The organism is Nocardiopsis sp. iso_40 (assembly GCF_056173285.1).
Window position 1 is genome coordinate 5,145,112 of record NZ_CM149666.1, and the last position, 24,885, is coordinate 5,169,996.

Annotated in this window: 15 protein-coding genes and 1 rRNA gene; 6 read left to right on the top strand and 10 right to left on the bottom strand. The window is 67.4% G+C overall.

All coding sequences use genetic code 11. The annotated features are described in order from the left end of the window. Window positions 1-320: 320 nt before the first annotated feature. Window positions 321-1,853 (bottom strand): 16S ribosomal RNA (locus AC0VYD_RS22270). A gap of 696 nt (window positions 1,854-2,549) precedes the next feature. Further along, on the bottom strand, window positions 2,550-4,880 hold the full coding sequence (pcrA, locus tag AC0VYD_RS22275) for a DNA helicase PcrA (RefSeq protein ID WP_475477342.1): 2,331 nt from the start codon (window positions 4,878-4,880) through the stop codon (window positions 2,550-2,552). 148 nt (window positions 4,881-5,028) lie between these two features. Between pcrA and AC0VYD_RS22280 the strand changes: the two genes are divergently transcribed. Beyond that, on the top strand, window positions 5,029-5,958 hold the full coding sequence (locus AC0VYD_RS22280; RefSeq protein ID WP_475480340.1) for a nucleoside hydrolase: 930 nt from the start codon (window positions 5,029-5,031) through the stop codon (window positions 5,956-5,958). 82 nt (window positions 5,959-6,040) lie between these two features. Here AC0VYD_RS22280 and AC0VYD_RS22285 read toward each other — a convergent pair whose 3' ends face one another. Together AC0VYD_RS22285 and AC0VYD_RS22290 are read right to left on the bottom strand one after the other, a co-directional pair. Next, window positions 6,041-6,712, bottom strand: coding sequence for a response regulator (locus tag AC0VYD_RS22285; RefSeq protein ID WP_475477343.1), 672 nt, complete (start codon window positions 6,710-6,712; stop codon window positions 6,041-6,043). 134 nt (window positions 6,713-6,846) lie between these two features. Further along, the gene (locus AC0VYD_RS22290) at window positions 6,847-8,052 is read right to left on the bottom strand and encodes a PspC domain-containing protein (protein WP_473038103.1); all 1,206 of its coding nucleotides are present in this window, start codon (window positions 8,050-8,052) and stop codon (window positions 6,847-6,849) included. A gap of 270 nt (window positions 8,053-8,322) precedes the next feature. On the opposite strand from AC0VYD_RS22290, the gene AC0VYD_RS22295 reads away from it, so the two are divergent. Continuing rightward, entirely contained in the window at window positions 8,323-9,801 is a 1,479-nt protein-coding gene (locus AC0VYD_RS22295; protein WP_475477344.1) for a PspC domain-containing protein, read from the top strand. Further along, window positions 9,782-10,006, top strand: coding sequence for a hypothetical protein (locus AC0VYD_RS22300; protein WP_475477345.1), 225 nt, complete (start codon window positions 9,782-9,784; stop codon window positions 10,004-10,006). The genes AC0VYD_RS22295 and AC0VYD_RS22300 overlap by 20 nt, the downstream gene beginning before the upstream one ends. 22 nt (window positions 10,007-10,028) lie before the next feature. Here AC0VYD_RS22300 and rsmA read toward each other — a convergent pair whose 3' ends face one another. Together rsmA and AC0VYD_RS22310 are read right to left on the bottom strand one after the other, a co-directional pair. Then, window positions 10,029-10,907 carry a 16S rRNA (adenine(1518)-N(6)/adenine(1519)-N(6))-dimethyltransferase RsmA gene (gene rsmA / locus AC0VYD_RS22305; RefSeq protein ID WP_475477346.1) on the bottom strand — a complete coding sequence of 293 codons (879 nt, stop codon included), beginning with the start codon at window positions 10,905-10,907 and terminating at the stop codon, window positions 10,029-10,031. A 69-nt stretch (window positions 10,908-10,976) separates the two neighbouring features. Next, window positions 10,977-12,155, bottom strand: coding sequence for a ubiquitin-like domain-containing protein (locus AC0VYD_RS22310; RefSeq protein WP_475477347.1), 1,179 nt, complete (start codon window positions 12,153-12,155; stop codon window positions 10,977-10,979). A 344-nt stretch (window positions 12,156-12,499) separates the two neighbouring features. Between AC0VYD_RS22310 and AC0VYD_RS22315 the strand changes: the two genes are divergently transcribed. The 3 genes from AC0VYD_RS22315 (at window position 12,500) to AC0VYD_RS22325 (ending at window position 17,937) form a co-directional block, all read left to right on the top strand. After that, the gene (locus AC0VYD_RS22315; protein ID WP_475477348.1) at window positions 12,500-13,597 is read left to right on the top strand and encodes a CaiB/BaiF CoA transferase family protein; all 1,098 of its coding nucleotides are present in this window, start codon (window positions 12,500-12,502) and stop codon (window positions 13,595-13,597) included. Window positions 13,598-13,686: 89 nt separating this feature from the next. After that, a complete protein-coding gene (locus tag AC0VYD_RS22320) occupies window positions 13,687-14,391 on the top strand; it encodes an SDR family oxidoreductase (protein WP_475477349.1) in 705 nt (234 codons plus the stop codon). 288 nt (window positions 14,392-14,679) lie between these two features. Then, window positions 14,680-17,937 carry an efflux RND transporter permease subunit gene (locus tag AC0VYD_RS22325; protein ID WP_475477350.1) on the top strand — a complete coding sequence of 1,086 codons (3,258 nt, stop codon included), beginning with the start codon at window positions 14,680-14,682 and terminating at the stop codon, window positions 17,935-17,937. A gap of 63 nt (window positions 17,938-18,000) precedes the next feature. Here the strand turns inward: AC0VYD_RS22325 and fabF are convergent, their stop codons facing one another. From fabF to AC0VYD_RS22345, 4 genes are read right to left on the bottom strand one after another with little or no spacing between them, the layout of a single operon-like run. Continuing rightward, window positions 18,001-19,260 carry a beta-ketoacyl-ACP synthase II gene (fabF, locus tag AC0VYD_RS22330; RefSeq protein ID WP_475477351.1) on the bottom strand — a complete coding sequence of 420 codons (1,260 nt, stop codon included), beginning with the start codon at window positions 19,258-19,260 and terminating at the stop codon, window positions 18,001-18,003. Continuing rightward, window positions 19,247-20,950 (bottom strand): thiamine pyrophosphate-binding protein, encoded by a 1,704-nt coding sequence (locus AC0VYD_RS22335; protein WP_475477352.1) that lies wholly within the window; start codon window positions 20,948-20,950, stop codon window positions 19,247-19,249. Before AC0VYD_RS22335 ends, fabF begins: the two co-directional genes overlap by 14 nt. Window positions 20,951-21,010: 60 nt before the next feature. Then, the gene (locus AC0VYD_RS22340) at window positions 21,011-23,776 is read right to left on the bottom strand and encodes an aldehyde dehydrogenase family protein (protein WP_475477353.1); all 2,766 of its coding nucleotides are present in this window, start codon (window positions 23,774-23,776) and stop codon (window positions 21,011-21,013) included. Window positions 23,777-23,786: 10 nt separating this feature from the next. After that, window positions 23,787-24,728, bottom strand: coding sequence for a ribonucleotide-diphosphate reductase subunit beta (locus AC0VYD_RS22345; protein WP_475477354.1), 942 nt, complete (start codon window positions 24,726-24,728; stop codon window positions 23,787-23,789). Window positions 24,729-24,885 lie beyond the last annotated feature (157 nt).

Genomic DNA, 24,885 nt, shown 5'->3' on the forward strand with positions numbered 1-24,885 from the left:
TAATAAGATGCTCGCGCACACTATTCACAAGTCAAAACACCCACCACAAACTCCCCTACCTCACACCACAACCACCAACCCGAAACAACGGGCCCGTGGCGTGGGAGTTACTGGAGGTGGCACTGGGAAACCAACCCACAAGGGATTGCTTCCTCAGATACCCAACAGCGCGCCCCCCGATGCTTCTAGTCACCAGGGGTTAAGTTTCATTTCCTTCAGCCACTCCCGAACACCTGCCAGCCATCAAGACCAGCACGCTCGGGTCCACTTTCGAGTCCGACCAACGATAGGAAAAAGTTGGCCTTCAAAAGACTCCTTAGAAAGGAGGTGATCCAGCCGCACCTTCCGGTACGGCTACCTTGTTACGACTTCGTCCCAATCGCCAGCCCCACCTTCACTCATTCCCTCCCCGAAGGGTTAGGCCACAAGTTTCGGGTGTTGCCGACTTTCATGACGTGACGGGCGGTGTGTACAAGGCCCGGGAACGTATTCACCGCGGCGTTGCTGATCCGCGATTACTAGCGACTCCACCTTCATGGGGTCGAGTTGCAGACCCCAATCCGAACTGAGACCGGCTTTAAGGGATTCGCTCCACCTTACGGTATCGCACGCCCATTGTACCGGCCATTGTAGCATGTTTGCAGCCCAAGACATAAGGGGCATGATGACTTGACGTCGTCCCCACCTTCCTCCGAGTTGACCCCGGCAGTCTCCCATGAGTCCCCACCATTACGTGCTGGCAACATGGAACAAGGGTTGCGCTCGTTGCGGGACTTAACCCAACATCTCACGACACGAGCTGACGACAGCCATGCACCACCTGTCACCCACCAACTAAATGACCCTGTATCTCTACAGGTCCACGGGTGATGTCAAACCTTGGTAAGGTTCTTCGCGTTGCGTCGAATTAAGCAACATGCTCCGCCGCTTGTGCGGGCCCCCGTCAATTCCTTTGAGTTTTAGCCTTGCGGCCGTACTCCCCAGGCGGGGCGCTTAATGCGTTAGCTACGGCGCGGAAACCGTGGAAAGTCCCCACACCTAGCGCCCAACGTTTACGGCATGGACTACCAGGGTATCTAATCCTGTTCGCTCCCCATGCTTTCGCTCCTCAGCGTCAGGTAAGGCCCAGAGACCCGCCTTCGCCACCGGTGTTCCTCCTGATATCTGCGCATTTCACCGCTACACCAGGAATTCCAGTCTCCCCTACCTACCTCTAGCATGCCCGTATCCACTGCAGAACCGGGGTTAAGCCCCGGTCTTTCACAGCAGACGCGACACGCCGCCTACGAGCTCTTTACGCCCAATAATTCCGGACAACGCTCGGACCCTACGTATTACCGCGGCTGCTGGCACGTAGTTAGCCGGTCCTTATTCCCCACCTACCGTCAACCCCGAGAGAACCCGGGGCCTGCGTTGGTGGTAAAAGAGGTTTACAACCCGAAGGCCGTCATCCCCCACGCGGCGTCGCTGCATCAGGCTTTCGCCCATTGTGCAATATTCCCCACTGCTGCCTCCCGCAGGAGTCTGGGCCGTGTCTCAGTCCCAGTGTGGCCGGTCGCCCTCTCAGGCCGGCTACCCGTAATCGCCTTGGTAGGCCTTTACCCCACCAACTAGCTGATAGGCCGCGAGCCCATCCCTGACCGACAAAACTTTCCACACACCACCAGGAGATGGTGTGTCATATCCGGTATTAGACGGCGTTTCCACCGCTTATCCCGGAGTCAGGGGCAGGTTGCTCACGTGTTACTCACCCGTTCGCCGCTCGTGTACCCCGAAGGGCCTTACCGCTCGACTTGCATGTGTTAAGCACGCCGCCAGCGTTCGTCCTGAGCCAGGATCAAACTCTCCATAAAGGTCAAACAACCCTACCCGGCGACCCGGGGGTCTGCCTGGGACGGGTAAACCTAGAAGAAATCCTGACCAACCAACTCGCGTTGGTTAATCAAAGGAACCCTACGCACCGTGGTGCGTCGGGGCCAAAACAAACATGGCTTAAAGAAAATCAAACACGCGCTGTTGAGTTCTCAAGAAACAATCGCTTTTCCCGTACAAGCGCCGTAACTTACGTTGCGGCTGCTCTTCCGTGGAAGGCTTTGTCGCGGTCCGGCCGCTGTTGCGGCTTTCTCGCTGTGTTGTGTCTTTACTTTATCAGGTGTTCCGCGCCCCGCCAAATCGGCGGTTTGTGTCATTCCTGATCGGGGTAAAGCCCGTGTGCTCCGTTTGCCTTTGCGTTTCCGCCGTGTTGGCTTCCACCGGGCTTTTGAAGCGACTCTCCGAAGTTTACATGCCCCGAGCACCGCTCGAACCACCGTGTTTCGGAAGAGGTGGACCGGCCCGCCCGCGGAAGAAACCGCGTTCGTCTCGCTCGGTCTTCCCCAACTCTACCCCCGGGCCGGAGTGCTCGTGACGGGTTCGCTGAAACTCGCCGGTGTCGTGGCTTACACACCGTCCCGTGCCCCCTGGAGGCACGCCTCAGCCCACCGCTGGCCCCGTCGGCGCCACCAGTCCTACCGGCCGCGCCGCCCCGTCCGACCACACCGGACGAGCGGTCAGAGCTTCTCGATGGGCGCGTACTTGACGAGCAGGTCCTTCTCCCCGATGTCGGCCCCGAAGTCGATCCGGGCCTTGGTCCGGTCACCGGCACCGTCGACCAGCTCGACCCGGCCCATCCCGAAGGAGTCGTGGTTGACCAGGTCGCCGACGCTCAGGGTGGGCGCCTCCTTGGCGGTCTTCGCCCTCCCGCCGCCGAACGTGCTCCCGAAACCACCGGAACCACCACCGAAACCGCCGCCCGAGCGACCACCGATGGTGCGGCTGGGCGGAGCCGCGAGAGTGGACTCGGCGCGCCGCCAGTCGACCAGTGACGAGGGGATCTCGTCCAGGAACCGGGAGGCCGGGTTGTAGGAGGGCGTCCCCCAGGCGCTGCGCACCGCGGCCCGGCTGACGTACAGGCGTTCCTGGGCCCGCGTGATGCCCACGTAGGCCAGGCGCCGCTCCTCCTCCAGCTGGGTCTTGTCCCCCAGGGTGCGGGTGTGCGGGAAGACGCCGTCCTCCATGCCGCTGAGGAAGACCGCCGGGAACTCCAGCCCCTTGGCGGCGTGCAGGGTCATCAGCGTGACCACACCGCCCTCGTCGTCCTCGTCGGGGATCTGGTCGGTGTCGGCGACCAGCGCGATGCGCTCCAGGAAGTCGACCAGGGTCGGCTCACCCGGGTCGATGCCCTGGTTCTCCTCACCCTCCAGGTCCGCCTCGTCCTGCAGGAGCGTGGCGAAGGTGTGCTCGAACTCCCGGGCGAGGTCGACGAACTCCTCCAGATTCTCCACCCGGCTCTCGTCCTGGAGGTCCTTGGACTCGGTCAACTCCGACAGATACCCGGTCCTGCTCAGCACCGTCTCGACGATCTCCGCCGGGGTACTGCCCGGGACGGTCTCGGCGAGCTCGTCCAGCAGGGCGGTGAAGTTCCTGATCGCCTTCGCCGAGCGGGTCGCCAGGCCCGGGGCCTCGTCGACACGGCGCAGTGCCCCGGCGAACGAGATCCGCTCCCGGGCCGCCAGCAGCTCGATGGACTCCTCCGCGCGGGCCCCGATGCCGCGCTTGGGCACGTTGAGGATGCGGCGCAGGCTGACCGTGTCCTCCGGGTTGGCCAGTACCCGCAGGTAGGCGAGGATGTCGCGGATCTCCTTGCGCTCGTAGAAGCGCACGCCGCCGACGATCTTGTAGGGCAGCCCGGTCCGGATGAAGACGTCCTCGAACACACGCGACTGCGCGTTGGTCCGGTAGAACACCGCGACCTGCCCCGGTCGTACCACGCCCTCGTCGGTGAGCCGGTCGATCTCCCCGACCACGAACGCGGCCTCGTCGTGCTCGTTGTCGGCGACGTACCCGATGATCTTCGGGCCCTCGCCCTGTTCCGACCACAGGTTCTTGGCCGGGCGCCCCTCGTTGCGGTCGATGACCGTGTTGGCGGCGGAGAGGATGTTCTGGGTGGAGCGGTAGTTCTGCTCCAGCAGGATGGTGCGCGCGTTCGGGAAGTCGCGCTCGAACTCCAGGATGTTGCGGATGGTCGCGCCCCGGAAGGCGTAGATCGACTGGTCTGCGTCGCCCACCACGCACAGTTCGGCGGGCGGGACCACGGTGGTGTCGGAGTCCTCTGCCGCACCGACGAGTTCACGGACGAACACGTACTGGGCGTGGTTGGTGTCCTGGTACTCGTCGACCATGACGTGCCGGAACCGGCGCCGGTAGTACTCGGCGACGTCCGGGAACATCTGGAACAGGTTGACCGTGACCATGATCAGGTCGTCGAAGTCCATGGCGCCGGCCTCGTGGAGTCGGCGCTGGTAGAGCCGGTAGGCCTCGGCGAGCTTCTTCTCCTGCTCGGTCTGGGCCTGCTCGGAGAAGGTGTCGTAGTCGACGAGCTCGTTCTTGAGGTTGGACACCTGGAAGCTGAAGGACCGGGGCGGGAACCGCTTGGGGTCCAGGTCCAGCTCCTTGCACACCAACTGCATGAGGCGCTGGGAGTCCGCGGCGTCGTAGATGGTGAAGCTGCTGGGGTAACCCAGCCGGTGCGCCTCCCGGCGCAGGATGCGCACGCACGCCGAGTGGAAGGTCATCGTCCACATGGTGTTGGCGGCACGGGTGCCGAGAAGGGCCTCGATGCGCTCCTTCATCTCGGCGGCGGCCTTGTTGGTGAAGGTGATCGCGAGGATCTCCCCCGGGCGCACCCCGCGTTCGGCCATCAGGTGGGCGATGCGGTGGGTGAGGACGCGGGTCTTGCCCGAGCCCGCGCCCGCCACGATCAGGAGCGGTGAGCCGGCGTGGGTGACGGCGTCGCGCTGGGGACCGTTCAGACCTTCGAGAAGCTGTTCTTGGGAGGACACGCCTACCAGGTTACGGCCGACCGGCGACGTGCCCGTCCACGTCCGGTGCCGAGTGCGCCTTAGGCTGTTTTCACACCAGTCGAGTCCTTTGCCTCGCTGGTCCGTGTCCTTTATCGGGGGGAGAATGGTCTTGGCTGACCGGGAGTCCATGCGTGTGTTCGTCGACTGCGATCCGGGGATCGACGACGCTGTCGCACTCGCCTACCTGGCCGCGCGGCCGGAGGTGGAAATCGTCGGAATCGGTGCGGTGTTCGGCAACAACGCCGTCGACGTGACCGCCCAGAACGCCCTGCGCCTGCTCGACCTGTACGACCGCCCGGACGTGCCGGTGGCGATGGGCGCCGCCCGGCCGCTGGTGCAGGAGCCGCGCCTGGCCGGGCACGTGCACGGCGGCAACGGCCTGGGCGACGTCAAGCTTCCCGAACCCGTGCGCGCACCGGTACCGGAGACCGCCGCCGAGCTGCTCGTGCGGCTGGTGCGGGAGAACCCGGGCGAGATCGACGTGCTGGCCGTGGGCCCGCTGACCAACCTGGCGCTCGCGCTCGGACTGGAGCCGCGCCTGCCGGCACTGGTCCGGCGGCTGGTGGTGATGGGCGGCGCCGTCGAGGTGCCCGGGAACGTGTCCTCGCACGCCGAGGCCAACATCGCCAACGACCCGGAGGCGGCCGAGGCCGTGTTCGCGGCCGGGTTCGACCTGGACCTCGTCGCGTTGGACATCACCATGAGGACGGTGGCCACCGGCTCCTGGCTGGACCGGCTCAAGGAGGTCCCCGGGACGCGCGCGCAGAAGACGTCCGCGTTCCTGGACTTCTACGCCGAGTTCTACCGGGGCATCTTCGGGGTGCGCCAGTGCGCGATGCACGACCCGCTGGCCGCGGCGGTGCTGGTGGACCCGCACCTGGTCACCGAGGCCTTCGAGGCTCCGCTCCGGGTGGAGCTGACCGGGGCGCTGACCCGCGGCATGACCGTGGCCGACCGGCGGCTGCGCCCCGGGCAGGACGAACGCCGTCCGGCGCGCGTGGTCACCGGGGTGCGTGAGGACGAGTTCCTGGACCGGATGCTCGACTCGTTGCGCTGACCGCCCGCACCGGACCGCGCCGCACAGCCGAAACGGCCGCTCCCGAGGGGGCGGCCGTTCGCGTCTGCGGGGTGCCGGGGCTTCAGACCAGTCGGCGGGCGGTGGCCCAGCGGCTCAGCTCGTGGCGGTTGGACAGCTGGAGCTTGCGCAGCACCGAGGAGACGTGCGTCTCGACCGTCTTGACCGAGATGAACAGCTCCTTGGCGACCTCCTTGTACGCGTAGCCGCGGGCGATGTGCCGCAGGACCTCGCGTTCGCGCTGGGTGAGGCGGTCGAGCTCGGGGTCGACCGGGGGCGCGTCGGTGGCGGAGAAGGCGTCGAGCACGAAACCGGCCAGTCGCGGGGAGAACACGGCGTCCCCGTCGGCGACCCGGACGATGGCGTCGGCCAGTTCCCTGCCGGAGATGGTCTTGGTGACGTAGCCGCGGGCGCCGCCGCGCACCACGCCGATGACGTCCTCGGCCGCGTCGGAGACCGACAGCGCCAGGAACCGGATCTGCGGGTGCCTGGCGAGGACGCGCCGGAGCACCTCCACTCCCCCGCCGCCGGGCAGGTGGACGTCGAGGAGCACGAGGTCGGGGAGGGTCTCTCCGATGACGTGCACCGCGCTGTCCACGTCCCCGGCCTCGCCGATGACGTCGACCGCGTCACCGAGCTCGCCGCGTACCCCGCTGCGGAACAACCGGTGGTCGTCCACGATCACGACGCGGGGTACCGCCGCCTTGTCACTGAGGTTCGTGCTCTCTTCTCCCACACCTGGACCCTACCCACGGAAAACGTCGGGAGGGTAGCGGCCCGCTGTCCGCATCCGGACTCCCCGCCCGGTCGGAGCCGCCTCCGGTGCCGCTCCGTTTCCCGGCGGGCACGGAGGGCCACATCCGCGGAGGACTACATCTGCGGGATGCGCGGCATCCGGAGCTGGACCTCCGTGCCCTCGCCCGGTTCGGTGCGGATGCGGGCCGAACCGCCGTGGCGTTCCATCCGGCCGATGATGGAGCCGCGTACGCCCATCCGGTCCTCGGGGATGTCGCCGAGGTCGAACCCGGCGCCCCGGTCGCGGACGAACACGAGGACCTCTTCCTCCTCGACCTCCCCGAACACCGAGATGCTGTCGCTCCCGGCGTACTTGGAAGCGTTGACCATGGCCTCGCGGGCGGCGCGGAGCATCGCGCTGACGCCGTCGTCGATGGGGGCGTCGCCGACGCACACCACCTCGATCGGCACGCCGTGCTCCTCCTCGACCTCGGCGGCCACCCGTTCCAGCCCGGGGGACACGGTGGTCTCGGCGTCGGCGGGGCGCTGGTAGAGCCAACTGCGCAGGGCCCGTTCCTGGACCCGGGCCAGGCGCTGGACCTCGCGCGGGTCGTCGGCGCGGCGCTGGATGAGGGTGAGGGTGTGCAGCACGGAGTCGTGGATGTGCGCGGCGAGTTCGGCGCGCTCGGCGTTGCGGATGCGCTCGCGGCGTTCGGAGTCGCGTTCGCGGATGAGCCCGATGATCCAGGGGGCGACGATCAGCGAGATCCCGGCGATGAGGGTGAACGCGAAGGTGAGGCCGGCCCGGGCCTCCTGGAGCTGCTGTTGGAAGACCAGGAAGCCGATGACCCCGACGACGACGAGCAGGATGCCCGCGGTGGTGCGCATGATGCTCTTGGGGCGTGAACGGCTGACAGTGCTGTTCATCCACTCGTCGCGTTCGGCGGGGTTGGCCTGTTGCCACAGGATGGTGGCCCCGAGCGCGCCGAAGATGACGAACCACAGCAGGGGGTCGAAGACGCCGCCGAAGACCAGGAAGAGCATGCCCAGCGCGGCGGCGAGGCCGACGTAGGCGATGAGCTGCGAGATGTCGCGGCCCCGGCGCCGAGCGTCCTCGGTCCGCCCGGGGCCCTCCTCGGTCACCTCCTCCTGGGGCACGAGGAAGTACAGGGCCGCGTAGACGGCCACCCCGATACCGCCGACGGCGAGGGCCATGAACGCCAGCCGGACCACGAGCGGGTCCAGGCCCAGATGCCGGGCCAGGCCCGAGGCGACACCGCCGAGGAGTCTGCCGTCGACCGCCCGGGTGAACCGCGGGGTCTCCACGGCTGTCGTTGGCACCGCCCGATCACCGCTCTCGTCTGTGGCGCGTCGGGGTCGTCTCGGCGCGCGTGGGACTGGATGGTTTCCAGCATGCCCTGTGCGACCCCCGTGGGGCATCGGGGGCGTGCCCCTGGTCCTGCCCTGGTGTCCCGGTCAGGGTGTGTTCAGGGTCGTCCCGGATTCCCCCGACGACGCACCGGAGGCCACGATGGTTCCATGAGGAAAGTGTGGTGATCGACTATGACCGACGGTGAGGGGCCGGCGGGGCCCGACGGGGGGGACGGCCCCGTGTCGGGCGCTTCGGCCGCGGACGTCCCCGGCGGGGCCGCCGGCCCCGAGCTGCGCCGCGACGACGAGCGGCGGGCCCTGGCCGGTGTGTGCGCCGGGTTGGGCGCGTACACGCGGGTCGATCCGGTGGTCTGGCGCGCCGCGTTCGTGCTGACGGCGTTCGGCGGCGGTACGGGGCTGGTGCTGTACACCGCGGCGTGGATGCTGATGCGCGACCCGCAGGGCGGGCCGGCGACCTTCGAGCAGATGCTGAACCGGGGCATCCCGCCACACGCGGTACTGAAGCTGTTGACGGCGGGCCTGGCCGGGGCGACCGCGCTCAGCCTGGTGGGCGGGTTCAGCTGGGGGACGATGGTCCTGGCGATCCCGCTGGTCCTGGGTCTGCTGACCGCCCGGAACCGGGGGGTGGACCTGCGCGCCTCGTTGCTGGCGCTCCGCTCGGACCTGGCCGCGCACGAGCCCCCTCCCGCCGGGCCGGTGCCGCAACCGGTACCGGCCTACTACAACCCGGCCCAGCCGTGGGCCTCGGCTCCGCAGGGGCCGGTGGACCTGGCGGTGGTGTCGGAGCGCACGTCACTCGGCGCGGAGGACGCCGGGGACGACGGTGAGGAGGACGGCGAGGAGGACGAGCCCGACGGCGGCGGTGTCGAGGACGGCGGAGGCGGGACCCGCGGCGGCTGCGGCGAGCGGGGCGCGCGGGGGGCCAGGAGCTCCCCCCTCGCCTCGCACGCGCTGTGGACCGTGGTGGCCGTGGCCGTCGTGTGGGCGTTCTCGGCTCCCCACCTGGGTCCGCCCCTGTCCGGGGCGTCGACCGCCGAGCTCCTGTTCGGCCCGGAGTTCGGTGTCTACTTCACGGCGGCCGCGGTGGCGGTGGTCGGACTGTTCTCGCTGGTCGGCACCTGGGTCGGCAACCCGCGCGGGCTGATGTTCCTCGGCTGCCTGGCGGTGACGGCCGCCGTCCTGGTGGCCTCGACCGACGTCACCGGGCTGCGGTACGGCGAGAGGACGTGGCAGCCCGTCACGCTCGCCGAGGCGGGCTCCGAGGACCTGCGGCTGCACGCGGGTGCGGGCACGCTGGACCTGGGCGACCTCGCCGCCGGACTCCCACCGGGGGAGACGGTGGACGTCACGGTCCGGGTGGACGCGGGAGAGCTGGTCCTGGTGGTGCCCGAGGACGCGCGCACCAACGTGACCTCGCGGGTCGGGCTCGGCGCGATCGAGTTCCCCGACCCGGAGGGCGGGAGCGGTGAACGCCACGGTTGGTCCCTCGGCTACGAGGAGACCTTCGAGCCGACGGCTCCCCCGGGGTCCGACGGCGACGGCGGGGGTTCCGGGGAGAGCGCCGGGAACGAAGAGACGGAGGAGTCCGCTGAGGGGTCCGGAGACGATACGGACCAGGACGGGGTGCCCGTGATCAACGTGCGCACCGACGTGGTGGCAGGGAAGGTGGAGGTGCGGCATGGCCAAGCGCAGAACTGACTGGGGTTCGCTCGTCGCGGGGCTGCTGTTCCTCGGGCTCGCGGTCGCCTTCGTCGTCCGGGGCAGCGGTTCGTGGGAGTTCGACGTGATGTGGTTGCTGCCGGTGCTCGCGTTGGGCCTGGGCGTGGCCGGGGTGGCCCGGGCGCTGTTCCGGTCCAGGGCCCGCGAGTCCGGGGGGTCCGCGCCCCCGCCGGAGCGGGACTGACCGCTCCCGCGCCCAGTCCGGCCTACCCCGGTCGGTGCTCGGCGATGGCGGCGAACTCCTCGATGCCCAGGGACTCGCCCCGCGCCCTGGGGTCCACCCCGGCGGCGCGCAGGGCCTCCTCGGCCGCGGGGGCCGAGCCCGCCCAGCCGGCCAGGGCGGCGCGCAGGGTCTTCCGGCGCTGGGCGAAGGCCGCGTCGATCACCCTGAAGACCTCCTCACGGGGGACCTCGGTGCTCGGCTGGGGCAGGCGGACCAGCTCCACCAGCCCGGAGTCGACGTTGGGGGCCGGCCAGAAGACGTTGCGTCCGACCGTCCCGGCGCGGCGCGCGGCCGCGTACCAGGCGACCTTCGCGGAGGGCACGCCGTAGATGCGGCCGCCGGGTGTGGCGGTGATCCGGTCGGCGACCTCGGACTGCACCATGACCAGGACCCGCTCCAGGGTGGGGAGGAGTTCGAGCAGGTGCAGCAGGACGGGCACGGAGACGTTGTAGGGCAGGTTGGCCACGAGCGCGGTGGGCTCGGGCCCGGGGAGCTCGGTGATACGCATGGCGTCGCCGGAGACCACGGTGAGCCGGTCGGCGAGGTCGGGTGCGTGGTCGGCGACGGTCCCGGGCAGTGCCTCGGCCAGTGCCGGATCGATCTCGATCGCCGTGACCCGGCGAACGTGCGGGAGCAGGGCGAGGGTGAGCGAGCCGAGCCCGGGCCCCACCTCGACGACCACGTCGTCGGCGCCCACGCCCGCGACGCGGACGATGCGGCGGACGGTGCCGTGGTCGATGACGAAGTTCTGGCCCAGGGTCTTGGTGGGCCTGACACCGAACCGCTCGGCGAGCGCCCGCACGTTGGCGGGGGTGAGCAGGCGGGAACGGTCGTCGGGTGCGGGTGTCTGTGTCACCCACACATCTTGCCAGCCGCCGCCCACCTGCTCGTCCGCCCCGGTGGGACCGGTCGGCCGGGTGGACCGCCGGGCTCAGTCGAAGAGGTGGACCCCGCAGTGCGGCCACTGGCTCTGCCAGTTCCCGCCGACCGCGTCGTAGAGCTGCTGTGCGCGCCGGGTCTGTTCGGCCGGACTGGCCTCGGAGGGCAGGCCGCTGCCGCCTACGGACGCCCAGGTGCTGGTGCTGAACTGGTAGAGGCCGTAGTAGCCGCCAGCGGAGTTGACCGCCGCGGGGTCGCCGCCGGACTCGCACTCGGCGAGCCCGGCCCAGTCGAGGCCGGCCGCACCGCCTCCGGCCGGAAGGGGGGCGGAGGCGTCCTCCCCGACCTTGGTGCCGACCTCCACCAGACCCTGCACCGGCTCGGTGACGACCTCCTCGGCCAGTTCGTGCTCGACCTCCTCCCCGTGGCGCAGAACCAGGGCGGTGGTCACCTCCTTGAGCCCGTCCTCGGGTTCGGTGACGACCTCGCGTTCACCCTCGGGGAGGTCGGGGTTCTCCCGTTCCACGGTCTGTGCCTCGATGACGACCTCCTCCGTCTCGGGCGTGCCGAGGACGGGCACCACCCGGACGACCATGTCGGGTTCGGCGGGCTCGTCGGGTCCCGGGGAGACGATGTCGTGTTCTCCGGGCTCGATCCCGGCGGAGTCGAGGACGTCCTGGACGGTCCCGCCGGTGGTGCGCGTCTCGGAGCGGACCGTGTCGTACATGACGACCATGCGGGGTGCGCGCTCGGCGCTGACGGAGAGGCCGCCCTCGGGGACGGGGGTGTCCTGGTCCCGGGAGAGCTCGACGCCCTCCGGGTCGAGCCCGATCTGGTGGAGGGCCTCGCCGAGGGTGGCGGCGTTCACCCGGTGGACGTGCTCGTGGCCGTCGAGGTCGACGGTGACCGCACGCGGGGACCGGACGATGACGTGGTCTCCGCTGCTGACGGGTGTGTCGGGGGCGGGTGCGACGGCGTCGTGTTCGCCGAGCTGGATCCCAGCGGAGTCGAGGACGTCCTGGACGGTTCCGCCGAAGGTGCTGACCTGGGTCTGCGTACCGTCGGCGTCCAGGGTGACGTTCTTCTCCACGGCCATGGCGGTGCCGCCGCCCGCCACGACGAGTCCGGCGACCGCGGCCGCCAGGAGGAGGAGCGGGGGCGGGGCCGGACGGGAGCGCCGGTGCCTCCTGGAGCGGCGGGCGCCCCCGTTCCTCCCGTTTTTTGCGGACATGACTTCTGCACCCTTCTGCACGGAAGGACTGATCGTGTGTGGGAATTCCGGGGACGCTCCCGTTGCGGAGCGTTCACGCCCCCGGAGGTGTCGTCGCTGTTCGGGCATGGCGTGAACGGGGAGGGCGAGTGGCCGTTCGGCCATCCGGCAGCTGAACAGGGTCACATTAACACCACCCCTGGAAATGCTTTTGTCTTTGACCGAAAACCATTTACTGACAAAATCCTCAAAGGTGATCTTTTCCCTTTCTCCGCCACCGGCCGGGGGGCGGCCTGGCGGCGGCTGGGCCTACCCTGCACAATGAACCGAACGTCGTTCTAGTAAGCCTGAGCACCGGAGGCACCATGGGACCCCTCAACGGAATCCGCGTCGTCGAGTTCACCGGGATCGGCCCGGCGCCGATGGCCGGGATGCTCCTGGCCGACCTGGGCGCCAGCGTCATCCGGATCGACCGCCCGCGGGCGGCGGAGGCCATGCGCGCCGGCTCCGCCGGGCCGCACATGAGCGAGGGGCGCCCCGTGCTGGGCGTCGACCTCAAGTCGGAGGAGGGGCTGGCCCGCGCCCGCGAACTCGTCTCGCGGGCCGACGTCCTCCTGGAGGGCTTCCGCCCCGGGGTGATGGAACGCCGGGGGCTCGGACCCGACGACTGCCTAGAGCTCAACCCCCGCCTGGTGTACGCGCGCGTGACCGGCTGGGGGCAGGAGGGCCCGCTGGCCCGCACCGCCGGGCACGACATGAACTACGTGTCCGTGAACGGGGCCCTGCACTCGATCGGCCGGGCGGGAGGCCCCCCGGTCCCCCCGATCAACCTGCTCGGCGACTTCGCCGGCGGCACGATGTTCGCGGTCACCGGTGTCCTCGCCGCCCTCCTGGAGCGGCAGGGCTCCGGACGCGGCCAGGTCGTCGACGCCGCCATGGTCGACGGCAGCGCCCTGCTGATGTCGATGGTGCTGGAGGACCGGGCACGCGGTTCGTGGAGCGACGAACGCGGCACCAACTACCTCGACACCGGGGCCCCCTGGTACGACGTCTACGAGTGCGCCGACGGCGGGCACGTGTCCGTCGGCTGCATCGAGCCGCAGTTCTACGCCGCGTTCCTGGAGGGCACCGGGCTGGCCGGCGAGGACCTCCCCGAGCAGTGGGACCAGGCGGGCTGGCCCCGGCTGCGCGAGCGCTTCGGCGAGGTGCTGCGCACGCGCACCCGCGACGAGTGGGGCGCGGTCTTCGAGGGCACCGACGCCTGCGTGATGCCGGTCCTGTCCCCGGGGGAGGCGCCCGACCACCCGCACGTGCGGGCCCGCGGGGCGCTCGTCCGGGAGGGCGGACGCGTCCTGCCCGGCCCGGCCCCGCGGTTCGACCGCACCCCCGGCGGCGTCACCAGGGGCCGCCCCCTGCCCGACGCCGACGAGACCGTGCGGGAGTGGGGCCTCACTCCCAAGTGAGTCTGGCACAGGCAAACCTATTCCTGTACTTTCTTCTCGAACACCCGCTGCCGAGGCTGTGAAAATCGCACGGAAGAGGTTGTCGACCCATGTCCAGATCGGTCCTGGTCACCGGAGGCAACAGGGGTATAGGTCTGGGTATCGCTCGGGGCATGGCCGAAGCCGGCTACAAGGTAGCGGTGAGTCACCGAAGCGGAGACGCTCCCGAAGGGCTGTTCGGGGTCCGCTGCGATGTGACTGACACAGCACAGGTGGAGGCCGCCTTCACACAGGTCGAGGCGGTTCAGGGACCGGTCGGCGTCCTGATCTCCAACGCGGGTATGACCCAGGACGGGTTGCTGGCGCGCATGACCGACGCGAGCTTCTGCGACGTGCTGGACACCAACCTGACCGGAACCTTCCGGGTGGCACGCCGCGCCGTCGGCCGCATGGTCGAGAACCGGTTCGGACGCATCGTCCTCCTCTCTTCGGTCGTGGCCACAAGCGGCGCGGAGGGACAGAGCAACTACGCCGCGTCCAAGTCGGCGATGATCGGGTTCGCCCGGTCCCTCGCACGTGAGGTCGGCGGTCACGGGATCACCGTCAACATGGTGGCACCCGGTTTCATCGAGACGGACATGACCTCGAGCCTCCCCGAGCGGACACGCACGAAGATCCTGGCCGGTGTTCCCGCCGGCCGCCCCGGCCAGGTCGAGGACGTGGTCTCCGCGGTCCGGTTCCTGGCTGACAACCGCTCCGGCTACATCACCGGGGCCGTCCTGCCGGTGGACGGTGGAGCCGGTATGGGCTACTGATCCTGTTGTTTCACCTGTCCGGCTCCTGCACCCCTTCAGTGCCACGGTGCGCTTGACGGTTTCTCCGAGCCCGCAGCACAGGATTATCACACAGGGCGATCGGGCGGCTGCGAATCGACGCGAATATCATCAGAAAGTATTACATAATTTAGCTCAGCCCCCTCGTTCTCCTACTCAAGCTCCATCTGAAAATACATCCATCAGACGATGTGCTGGAAAGCTTTCCCCGGGATACTGGTCAATATATTCCATGGCATCTGCCGCATACACCCGGGGAAGAGAAATTCCATGCTGTCCCTCACTAGGGCAAGCCTTGCCAACAGACCTCTGTTAATAATCATCACCATCGCCCTAATATTCACCGGGGTTTATGCGGCAGCGAACATCCGACAGGATCTCTTCCCGCCCACCGAACCCCCGATGGCACAGATCCAGGTCTCGTTTCCGGGCGCCTCACCGAACGTCGTCGAGAGTGAAATATCCGCCCCCCTGGAGAGTGCCGCGCAAAATATCGAGGAGGTCCGAAACACCTCCTCCGTGAGCTCCAACAGCCATGCCGTCGTCAACGCGTGGTTCCTGGAAGGACGCGGCGGCAACGAAGGCGTGGAGGCTCTGGACGAAGCCGTGCGCGATATCGGCCTGCCCTCAGGAGCGCGGATGGAGATCGTTCCGGGCGGGGACGGCGATGCGCCGGCCGTGACCTTGGCTGCGACCGCCGACGTGGACGACATCGTCCTCACCCGCAATCTGGAGCGGCATGTGGTTCCAGGCCTTGAAGCCATCCCGGGCGTGCGAACCGCAGCCGTGTTCGGCCACCGGCCTGAAATAGTGCAAATAGTCCTCAACAATGCAAAGATGTCCGAGTACGGTCTGACTCCACAGGACATCAGCCAATCCCTGGACTTGAACGGTGTCGTGCTCCCCGGCGGGGAACTCGACAACAGTCAGCACTCGTTCTCCGTCGATGTGGGACGCGAGTTCGACACCTTGGACGAGCTCGGCGACCTCCGCCTGGCGGCGGCTCCCTCGGCTGAGGATCCCGGCCCGGTACGCCTGTCCGAGGTGGCCGAGATTCGCGAAACGGTGAATTCACCGCGTTCCATCAGCAGGGTCAACGGGCGCGAATCGGTCAGTGTCATGGTCTACCCGACCCCCGACGCAAACCCCGTCGAGGTCTCCACCGCGATCCGTCAGGCGATCCCGGGGCTCGCGGACGGCTTGGGCGAATCCGGAGAGTTGCTCATCACTCTCGACACGGCCCCCTATATCCAGGACTCCATCCGGAGCCTGGCCGAGAGCGGGGTTTTCGGACTCGTGATCGCCGTCGCGATCATCCTGCTCTTCCTGCTGTCCGCGCGCGCCACGATCGTTACCGCGGTGTCGATCCCCTTGTCGCTGTTGATCGCGATCGCCGGTCTCTGGGCAGGAGGTCAGACCCTCAACATCCTGACGCTCGCGGCCCTGGCGATGGCGATCGGACGCCTCGTCGACGACTCGATCGTGGTCGTGGAGAACATCAAACGCCACCTCGGCTACGGGGCTCCCAGATATGAGGCCGTCCTGACCGGGGTACGCGAGGTCGCGACATCCGTCTGCTCGTCGACCTTGATCACCATCGCGGCCTTCGTGCCGGTGGCTTTCCTCGGCGGCACGGTCGGCGCCCTGTTCCGTCCCTTCGCGATCACCATGATGATCGCGCTGCTCGCCTCGCTCATCGTGGCGCTCACCATCGTTCCGGTCCTGGCCTATTGGTTCATCACCGGTAGGACGGCTCCCGAAGGGGAAGCCGATCGTGTCCGAGCGGAGACCGAGGCCGCAGAACGCAGACAATGGTGGCAGCGCGGCTACATCGCTCTCCTCAGCTGGATCACGCGTCGCTCCGCACGGGGGTGGCGCACTTGGCGGCGTTGGAGCGTCGTCGCTATCGGCCTCGTGGTGTTGGCGTTCACCGTGCTGCTCTCCGAAGGGCTCCGCTTCACCCTGTTGGAGGATGACGGCCAGAACAACATCGTCGTTCAACAGGAACTGCCCGTGGGAACGTCCCTCTCAGTGACGAACGAGTCCGTCGAACGGGCGGAGGCTGTCCTCGACTCGATTCCGGACATCAGCTCCTACGAAGCGGTCATCGGTGGCGACGGGGCCCGGGAAGAGTCTCACAAGGCCTCCTACTGGATCAGCGCGTCGGCCGAAGCGGACATGCAAGAGCTTCGGAGCGACGTCCTGGAACGCCTTGAACGGGTGGACGGCATCGGAGAACTGAGGATGGAGGACCTGAGCGGCAACAGTGTCGGCGGAGGTTCCAGCACCTCCTCGGTCGAGGTGGTCCTTCGTTCCAACGACACCGAGGCACTGAGGGAAGCCGTCGACACGGTCTCGGACATGATGTCCTCGATCGGCGGGACATCGGACGTCACCAGTGACCTCACCGTCTCCGAGCCGGGTATCAAGGTCACCCCCCGTCCCGAGAAGGCCGCCGAACACGCCCTGAGCGACCACCAACTCGCTGAGGCAGTGGACCGACTGTTCCGAGGTCCGACAGACCAGACGGTGCTCATTGGGGAGTTCGAGCGCAACACCGCCATCGTGACCGGTGAGGACGTTCCGGTCTCATTGGAGGAACTGCGTGAAGCGGAGATCTCCACGCCCGTCGGCAACGTGAAACTCTCCGAAGTCGCCGTGATCGAGGAGGAGGACCGACCCGCCGAGATCATCCGCAACGGGGGCGAACGTAGTGTGACCGTACAGGCCGAGGTGGATTCAAGCGCGCTCGGCGAGGTCGCCGCGGAGATCAACCGCACGCTCCCCGGACTCGACACCCCCGCCGGAGTGTCCGCGGAGGTCGCTGGTCAGGCCGAGGAACTGGGGCAGGCCCAGGACGATCTCCTATTCGCCTGCCTGGTGTCACTGGTCATCTGCTTCCTGCTCATGGTCGCGCAGTTCCGGAGTATCGCCCAGGCACTCGTCCTGCTTGCCGCGGTTCCCTTCACCTTCACCGGGGTGATTGTCGCACTACTGCTGACCGGGACCCCGATGAGTGTTTCCGGTGGCATCGGCTTCCTCATGCTGATCGGCATCGTCGTAACCAACACCATCGTGTTGATCGACCTGGTCAACCAGTACCGCCAACGCGGTCTGACAGTCTCCGAAGCGGTGGTGGAGGGCGGTCGTCTGCGTGCGCGGCCCATCATCATGACCGCGATCTCGACCATCGGTGCCCTGACCCCCATAGCCCTCGGTCTGGGGTCGAACGGCATGCTCATCGCCCAGTCGCTGGCGATCGTGACCATCGGCGGGCTGGTGAGCTCGACACTGCTGTCCCTGGCCGTCGTCCCCGCCCTCTACACGGTGGTGGAGGAGACCAAGGAACGATGGTCCGCACGGCTCAGCGGACGCACGAACGCCGGGACCAGGACCGAAGCAGAGAACTCCTCGACAAAACCGCGGCCTGACCGGGGTCCGGATCAGAAGCGTCCTGCCGGGCAAGCCCGGGAGATGGTGAAGACCCCCTCCCACGACAGGGCGGCCCCGGACAAGGACGAAGGGTAGGTGACGGCCGAGACCCGCATGGGGTGCCGCACAGGCTCCATGCGGGTCTCACCTGTCCGCGGCTTATTCCTCCTTGCTCAGCAGGAGAACCGAGTTATGCCCTCCGAAGCCAAACGAGTTACTCATCACCATCCGAACGTTGTGCTCCTGGGGTTGGTGTGCAACGAAGTTGAGCGAGGGGTCAATGGGCCTGTCACAGTTGATCGTCGGTGGGACAATGCCTGTCCTCAGGGTCTGCACCGCTGTGATCGCCTCCACCGCTCCGGCGGCCCCGATCATGTGACCGGTCATCGACTTGATGGAGCTCATCGGCACCCTTTTCACACGGTTTCCGAAGAGACGATGCACCAGGGCGACCTCGGCCGCGTCGTTCAACTTCGTCCCGGTCCCGTGCGCGTTCACGCAATCGACTTGTTCCGGACTGATTCGCGCGTCCTGAAAGGCCTGGAGCACGGCCCTGTACGCGCCCGTGCCCTCCGGATGCGGTGCCGTCAGATGGTGAGCGTCAGAGGAACTGGCGTAACCGATGACCTCCGCGAGGACTGGCGCGCCTCGGCGAAGGGCGTGCCCGCGCTCCTCAAGGACCAGAGCGCCAGCTCCCGCACTCATCACGAAACCGTCACGGTCCTCGTCGAAAGGACGGCTCGCCCGCTCCGGATCACCCATCCTCCGAGACAGGGCACGGGCGTTGGCGCTGCCCGCGATGTCCACCGCGGTCAAGCAGTTTTCCGCTCCCCCGGCGATGACGACGTCGGAGCGTCCGTGGCGGATCCAATCGGCAGCCTCCCCGATCGCGTCGGTACCGGTGGCGCAGGCACTGCTGATCGACCGGCTCGGACCACTCGCACCGAAGTGCAGGCTCAATTCCACGGCGGCGCTGTCAATGGCCTCGGTGAGCGGACAGAAGGGGCTGATAGCCCTCGGTCCTCGTTTCCCAATCGCGCGAACGCTCTGCTCGATGGAGCGCACAGCACCGTATCCACTACCCATCAACACACCGGCCCGGGGCGCCGCCTCCTCGTCGATCTCCAGCCCGGACTGGTCGACCGCCTCCATCGCGGCCGCCAAGGCATACTGGGCGAACAGATCCAGTCGACGACTCACCTTCCGAGGCATCACCGTGTCCGCGACGAAGTCCTTCACCTCACCCGCGATTCGGACGGGCAGATCGTCAGCGGGCAGAGAGGTGATGCGGTCGACTCCGCTCCGTCCCTTGAGCATGGCCTCCCACGACGTGGCCACGTCGAGGCCGAGAGGGGTGACCGCCCCCATACCGGTGACGACGACCCGCCGACGGCCCAAGCGTGATTCATTCGGTTCCATGTCCGATGACCTCCTCGTCCTGTTCGATCTGACCTGCGGCCACCGGAAAGTCACCTGACATCTCCGATTCGGAAAACGGCACGTCCGCGATGTCGACCACGACGTTGAGCACGGCGGTCCCACCGTTGTCCACGTGTTTCCAAGCCTCACGCAGTCGTGGCCTCAGTTCCGCGAAGGTGCGCACGAAGGCCGAGTGCACCCCCGGCACCCGAGCCCACTCAGTGTCTACTCGCTCCTGCCTGGTGAAGGGGATGTCCGTGACCGTCGGCACCATCCCCTCCGCCTGGGAACGCAGCCATCCGTATCCACCGTTACGCAGAACCAGGTAGAGAACGGGCAATTCCGCGTCGACGGTGCTTGGGAGATCCGCCGCGGACATCGCGAACGCCCCGTCACCCACGAGCGCGACCACCGGCCGATCGGGACACGCCGCTTTGACACCGAGTGCCGCCGCTGCTCCGAAGCCCAGGCTCGTCTGTTCGGAGGGGACCAGGGACCCACCCTGCTCAGCACACACATAGGAAGGAAAGAAGTAGGACCACATGTCCTGCAGTCCGTTCTCCTGGACCAGGATCCGGGAAGGGGGAATCGTCTGTTCCACCTCGGTAAGCAGCTCGGTCACCAGGGGCGGCCGACTGCTCGCCATCGTCTCGGTCCGGTGTTGACGCTCCTTGAGCATGAGAGTCCTGACCCCTGCGACCTTTTGCGGCCATGCGTGCCCGGGGTCCTTCTCGGGGTCGGCCAGGGACCGGATCCACGCACGAACCATCGCGCCGACATCTCCCACCGCACACGGGCCGGCGAACTCCGCCGAGAGTTCCGCCGCGTCGATGTTGACCTGGACGACAGGTGTGGCGGTTCCGATCGCCTCAGGCCAACCGAACACCGCCGTCTCCTCCAAACGGCTGCCCAGGGAGATCAGACAGTCGCACTCCTCAAGCAGAGGGACGACGGCCGCGTGAGCGTACAGCCCCGAGAGCCCGAGAAAGAACGGGTGGTCCTCGGTGACGGTGCCTCTGCCGGAGGCTGTGGAGAGAATGCCGGCGCCGAGCACTTCGGCCAGCAGTTCGATTCCACCGTCCGCATTCACATGCCGACTCCCCCCTCCGACCAACAACATCGGCCTTTCACTCCTCCCCAGCACCGCCAACGTCTCCGAACCGGCGCTGGAGAGTTCAAGGGTTCTCCGATCGAGAACCGGACCGGTGTGGGCGGCATGGGGGATCGGTGTTCGGAGGAGGTGGTCGGGGATCTCCAGGTACACCGGTCCCGGTGTTCCGGCTGAGGCCGTGAGCAGCGCCCTCCTGAGCATGGGGATCACTCTCTCCGCTCGCTCAACCCGGAAGCCCGCCTTGACCAAAGGCCGGACCACGCTCAACTGGTCCAGCTCCTGGAACGCACCGGAGCCCAGAGCGGAACCGTCGGAGCCCGCCGCGAGAACAACGACGGGGGCGCACGACGAGCGTGCTTCGAGCAATCCGGTCAACGTGTTGGTGACGGCCGGCCCCTTGCCGACGATCACCACCCCAGGACGCCCTGCGGACATGGCGTAACCAGTCGCGCTGAAGGCCGCGTTGCGTTGGTCCCGGCACAGGACGAGCCGCGGTCCCCGTTCGCGAAAGGCCGCGGGGAGTCGCAGATCGTCGGCGGGCAGCCCGAAGACGATATCCACGCCGTTCTCTTCGAGCACTCGGGCAACGGCGCCCCAGGCCCCGTCGAAAACCGTGTTCGTACTTTCGCCCACTGTTCGTCACCCCTTCCGCTCGGTGTCCGCGGAGGCCAGGGTGAGGCCGGAGGTCCCGACGGCCTGCCCCAGGTGGTCGGCCACCGCCTGCGAGACCAGCAGCGGCTCCGCGACCCGTCGGCCACCGACCGCCGCATAGTTGGCGACGATCCCGCGCCCGCCGAACGGACGGTTGCCTTCGTCCGCGTCGAGCAGGGTCGTCTCCTCACACACGGTGTGCCGTTTGTGGAGGAAACGCGTGATCTCCTCCGAGACGCCGTAGACCATCGCCCCCATCGAACGCTCGCTGAAGTGCGAGGAGCCGAGTACGCCGAGGGCCTCGGCCTCCTCAGAGAATCGGCTGACGTTGAAGATCGGCGCGAACATCTCGTCGACCTCGCCCTTCGGAGGCAGGGGGATGTCCAGGACAGTGGGGCGCAGATGCCGGTCGGTGATGGACGCCTCGCCTCCGACGAGGATGTGTCGTGCGTTGTTGTGCAGGTACTGGAAGGCGCTGGTGAAGGCCTCCTCGTAGTACATGGACCCGTAGTCGCTCGCCGTTTCGGTATTGTCACCGTGTCGCAGAGCCGAGACCCGGCCGCACAACAGCTCCAGGAACGTGTCCGCCACCCGGTCGTCCACGAGGACGAGGTCGGGGGCGAAGCAGTCCTGCCCCGTGTTGTACATACGGATGCGTACGAGGTCGTCCACCGCGGTTTCGAGGTTCGCGTCCGCGCCGACCACGAAGGGGTTCACCCCGCTGCCGAAATAGAGGAACAACTGCTCCTCGTCCAGGCGGCGCCGGATCCTCTCCGCGTTCTCGTAGGCCCCCGTGAACACGACGAGTTCGGATCTCCTCACCGGACCGGTGAGGAAGGCCCGCTGCGAAACATCGCATTCCCCGATCGGCAGGTGGTGCCGGGCCGAGAGCTCCTGGTGCAGGGCCCTGGTGACGCGCGCGATTCGTTGGGAAGGGCGAAAGTGGATCCGCCCCGCGTAGAGGGAGGGGATGACGCAGTAGAGGACGTACCCGTACAGGGGAATGTTGGAAGGCATGAAGACCGCCGCCTCCGACACCGCGCGAGGCCGACCCCGTCTCATCTCGTCCGCGGCCCCCCTCAACGTGTGCAGGGAGCTGTCGATCTCGCTCTCGGCGGCCGTCCAGTGCATAACCTCGGTGAGGATCGACCTTATCCGGGCCCGCTCGGTCTCCAGGTGATCGATGAGGGACATGACGTTCGCCCAACGATCGGTGAAGGGCGTGTCGGGTGCGGTGACCGCGGGGCCGTCGTCGTTCGCGGCCCGGGGCGCCGCCGTGGCCGGTGCGGGCCTGGCCAGGTCCCGGAGTACTGCCATGTCCACCTTGCCGTTTCTGTTCAGGGGGAGCTCGTCGACCACGAGCACACGGTTGGGGTACTCGTGCGGTTCGAGGCGGTCGATGAACCTCCGCCGCCAGTAGCGATGGTCCCTCCCGTCCGGGTCGGCCACGACGAACACCAGCTCGCTACCGCTCTGGGCCCGTTCGAACGGCAGAATCTGGACTTCGCACCGTTCGTCCGAGACCCGCTGGGCGAGTGATTCGGGATAGATGGTGTAGCCCATACGATGCACCGCAGCCTTACGGCCCAGGACCGTCAGACACCCGTCCTCGTCGAGGAAGCCGATGTCCTTGATCCGGAAGCGACCGGCCGGCGCCTCGTGGATCTGCCCGTCCGCTCCGAGGACACCGGTCATGAGATCCGGGGTGTTGACGACGATCTCTCCCCGCACACCGGTCGGCACCGGGGCTCCCTCGGCATCGATGACCTCAACCGTCACCCCCGGCAGGGGGCGGCCGCAGCCGACCGGAGCCTCTTCGGAGGCGAGGGCGATGTTCCCGGTCTCGCTGCTGCCGTACCCATCCAGAACCGGTCGGCCGAAGACCTCGCGGAATCGTTCCGCGAGGATGTGACCGAGCGGGGCACCACCGGAACACCACATCCGAACCGAGGCGAGCTGGTCGGCGCCCAACCCCCTCGTGTCCAGAATGCGCAGCAGGGAGTGCAGTACCGGAGGTGTTGAGTCGACGACGGTCACACCGCGTCTGACGATCGTCTCCACCACCCGGTCGACCCGGCTGCCCGAGGAGATCACCAGACCCATGCCCCGCAGCCACCAGAGCAGAACCATGGAAAGCCCGTACTGGTGTGAGAACGGCAGGAGCGGCAGCAGAACGTCGGAAGCGCGGTAGCCCATTCGCTCCCGGGTGCGTTCCAGGTTGTCGAACATGGAAGCGCCCGAACGGACGATCCCCTTGGAATCCCCGGTGCTTCCCGAGGACCAGATGATGAGCGCGTCCCGACGCCGACGCCATTCGTCGAAGGACAGACGCGCCCCTTCGTTTCCTCCCTCGGCCGCGGACGGTGATGCACCGCAGTCGACCAGGTCGCCCAGAGGCAGACGGGTCAGCGTGTCCTGGGCGGGAGCCGATACGAGGGGACCGGGTTGTTCACCGGTGGGGCCGCTCCTGTCTCGGTCGTACAGCAACCACTCGGCCGAGGACATCGCCGTGACACGTCGGCGTTCTCTTTCGCTCACGCTCAGATCGAGGAGCACGAGCGACGTGTCCATGTGGATGAGGGCCAGGAGGGCGATGACGAACTCCGGAGAGTTCCTGGCTTGCAGGACGATCCGATGGCCGGGGCGAACACCCAGCCTGGTGAGCCTGTCGGACAGGGCGAGTGCGTGATGTTCCACGTCCGCTCGCGTCAGGAGGAGTTCGCCGCACATGAGGCGGCCGACGTCATTAGACATGTTCCATCCCTCAGTTAGCCGCCGAAGCGCTTTCCGTGTTCTTGCCGACCAGTGACAGCAGGTGCTCCTGAAAGAGCGGTTCCACCCCGATGGTGGTCAGATGGCGTCGCAGAATGCGGATGCTGGAGTCGAACAGCTCGTTCCCGGATCCTGGGATCTCCCTGCCGATGCCGAATGCCAGCGGTACCGCCTGTTCGAGAACCTCGTAGATGTCTTCCTGGTGGCCCTCCTTCATCCCGGTGCTCAGCGCGTGCAGCCCGAACCCGATGTGGCGTGACTCGTCCCGGCACATGGCGGTGAAGGCGGACTTGACCCCGGGAAGGAGATCCATGTCGCGCAGCGCCCGGACCATGACGCGCTGCCCGACGAGAGCGAGGACGCCCTCGGTGATGAGGTGGAACATGGTGACGGCCTTGAGCCACTGGCCGTAGCTCATCGGGGAGTCGTTCAGGTTCCGGACGATCCCGGCCTCCAGGAGACTGAGTTCCCGGTGCGACGGAGTGACCATCTGCCAGGAACGCTCCAGCATGCGCTTGGGGTCGGGGTCCATGTCGAGAACCTCCGCCCCCATACGGAAGACGGCACGGGTATGCCGGGTCTCGTCGGCGATCTGGGTGCCCAGGAACACGGAGTAGTGCTCGTCAGGGGATCCGGTCAGGATAGGACCCAACATGTCCAGACCCGTGTACTCACCGATGATGAAGGTCGCGATCGACTCCTCGACCAGCTTGCGGTACCGGGCGGGGAGTCTTCTCCGCAGTTCCTCACGGTCTCGGGCCAGGTTCAGGTCCTCGGCTGACCACTGCTGTCGTTCCCAGCGCTGGTAGAGCTCGACTGGTTTCGGGTTTCCGTCAATGACCGATTCCGCGTGACGCAGAACGGCCTCCGAGGGAAGCCCCGACATGTCGGAGAGCGTGGCCTCATCCAAGAGCAGAGGGGTCCAGCGTGTCACATTTTCTCCTCATGAATCCGTTGACGGATGCAGCACCAATGCCGGCGCCGACGATGCCAACTGACGCACCCCGGGTGCGGCTGAGGAAAGATGGACAGGCCAGAGCGGCCGATGCTAGCAGGGAGCGAACAGAAGAGTCAAAGGCCTCTCGCCGGCG